Here is a 2,490-nt window from a genome sequence, read left to right as displayed (position 1 = left end):
TGGGGGCAGAGATGAACTCCAGGACATGTCCCTTGCCCAGATCCAGGCGATCCCCCTGCTTCACCACCAGGTGCCGGAAGGGCCGATGCACGAGGTTTTCCAGAAATTGCACGGCCACTTTGGAGGCTACCACTGTCATTTGAGGGGCTAGCTCCAGCAGATCCCCAACTAGGCCGCTGTGATCCGGCTCGGTGTGGCTGACCACCAAGTAGTCGATGGTGGCGGGATCCAGGATGCCTTGCAGCAAATCCAAGTACAACTGGCGAAATTTTTCGTGGGAGGTGTCAATCAGGGCCACCTTTTCCCCGCGAATCAAAAAGGAGTTGTAGGTCGTGCCATTTTCCAGGGCAAATTCAATGTCAAACCGATCCCGATCCCAGTCTTGGGAGCGGATGGCCAGAGTATCGGCCCCAATGAGCAGAGTTTGCAGCGTAAGATGAGCTGAACGCGGTGCAACTGCCGTAGCGGCCATGTTTCCCCCCTTTGCCAAATGGCAACTTTACTTAACACTCATCGTAACCCTGATGTAACTGAATGTTGGGGCCGGCAGGCGCGAGAGGGCAGCCGCCAAGTTTCGATTTTCTGATGAAATGCTTCAGGGATCCCCAAACTGCCGACCCCCAAAGGAAGTGGGAGCAAAGGCTGCGGCAAATTGGGCCAGGGTGTGGCGCAGTTGATCCAAGTTTTGGCCGGTGGCAGCGGAGACAAAGAGAGCCTTAGGATAAAGCAGGCGCACATCCTCTACCCATTCGGGATCGAGGCGGTCAATTTTGTTAAACACCAGTTGTCGCGGGCCGGTGGCCAGGGGCATCTCGTCCAGCAATTTTTCCACCGCCTCGATTTGCCCTTCCCAGTTGGGGTGGGAGAGATCCACCACGTGCAGCAGAGCATCCGCCTCCGTCACCTCCTCCAGCGTGGCTTGGAAGGCCTCTACCAGTTGCTCAGGCAGTTCGGTTAAAAATCCCACCGTGTCGGTCAACAGCACCGCCTGGTGGTGAGGTAGATCCAGCCGCCGCGTGGTGGGATCCAAGGTGGCAAAGAGTTGGTCAGCCACGTAGACCTGGGCGTGGGTGAGGGCATTCAGGAGGGTGGATTTGCCGGCGTTGGTGTAGCCCACCAGGGCCACCACGGGAATTTGGGATCCCTCCCGTCGCTGGCGCAGCCGCTGGCGGTGGCGGCGCAGCTCTTCCACTTCTTGCTGCAGCTTGCTAATGCGCCGCTGGATGGCCCGCCGCTCCATTTCCAATTGGGTTTCCCCCGGCCCCCGGGTGCCGATCCCACCCCCCAGCCGCGACATGGTGCGGCCGCGACCAGCCAGGCGCGGCAGGAGATACTGCAGTTGCGCCAGTTCCACCTGCAACTTCCCGGCCCGGCTTTTGGCCCGCTGGGCAAAGATGTCTAGGATCACCTCGCTGCGATCCACCACCCGCACCCCCAGGGCCTCTTCTAGGTTGCGCACCTGGCTGGGGGTGAGCTCGCGGTCGAACACCACCAAGTTGGCCCCCAAATCCTGCACCAGCAAGGCCAACTCCTGGACTTTACCCGAGCCAATGACTGTAGCGGAATCGGGGCCCTCCCGCCGCTGCCAAAGAGTGCGGAGCACCTGTCCGCCGGCACTTTCCACCAGGCGGCCCAGCTCTGTCAGCCTGTCCACCAGGTCTTCGCTGCTCTGCCCCGACTCCTGCAGCCCCACCAGGATGGCCCGCTCCTGCTGGGGATCCACCTGGCGGGCAGTGAATTGGCGCCGAAAGCCATCTTCTAGCTCCGCCACCAGCTCCTGCAGATCCTGCTCTGCCAGGATCCCCAGGGGCAAAGGCTCAGAAACCTGCCAACGGCGCTCTTCCTCCGGCACCAGATGGGCCAAGTAGGCGCACTTGATAAAGCCTGTGGCCGCTCCTCCGCGGCGCAGCCGTCCCTCTAAGGGGGATACCGACAGGGTAATGAGAGCGTCCAGCCGCTGTAGGGCCATGGCTGTCAGGGCTTTTTGGCTAGGCCCCCCCGCCCCCACCTGGGTGGTGATGCAGCGGATCCCAGAGAGGCGCTCTGCCCCCTGGCGCGGCAGCTCCCAAGCCGGGATCTGGGTTTCAAAAGGGGATCCCAGCCCCACGCGAATTACTTGGCCGCGCCGGTTGAGGTAAACACTAATGGGCTGGCCTTCCAGATCTTGAGTGAGGGATCCCAGCCGTTGGGCAAACTCCACCGTCACCAGACAGTTGGGGGGCAGGCGCAGTTGGTAGAGGCGTTGCAGTTGCTTACGCTGGTAGGGCTTTAGCCCCTTGGCCTGGGCAAAGCTAAAACCGAGGTCATTCTGCTGGCGAGAGGTGCCAACCCTGGGCATAGGGAGAGGGAAAGACCCGAAACTAGGCTTTCCTCTACCATATACGCTAGTAGCCAGCAGGAACTTGAGGAAAGCAGCGGCAGCAAACCCTAGACAAGGGATCCCTGGAGCAAACTTGCTTATGAACTACCCCACCGCGCAGGCGGGGGGGG

The 2,490-nt window shown here is 61.1% G+C and carries 2 protein-coding genes; both read right to left on the bottom strand.

Annotation, left to right across the window (positions count from 1 at the left end; genetic code table 11):
* Window positions 1-472, bottom strand: a 472-nt coding sequence (locus NW835_RS03785) for an MBL fold metallo-hydrolase (RefSeq protein WP_414414564.1), incomplete at its 3' end; no start/stop codon positions are given.
* A gap of 123 nt (window positions 473-595) precedes the next feature.
* The gene (gene hflX / locus NW835_RS03780) at window positions 596-2,338 is read right to left on the bottom strand and encodes a GTPase HflX (protein ID WP_414414563.1); all 1,743 of its coding nucleotides are present in this window, start codon (window positions 2,336-2,338) and stop codon (window positions 596-598) included.
* Window positions 2,339-2,490: the final 152 nt, after the last annotated feature.

It is taken from the genome of Synechococcus sp. OH2 (assembly GCF_047462155.1).
Taxonomy (GTDB): domain Bacteria; phylum Cyanobacteriota; class Cyanobacteriia; order Thermostichales; family Thermostichaceae; genus Thermostichus.
Note: the sequence above shows the minus strand (reverse complement) of the source record. Positions and strands in the feature narration are given on the sequence as shown.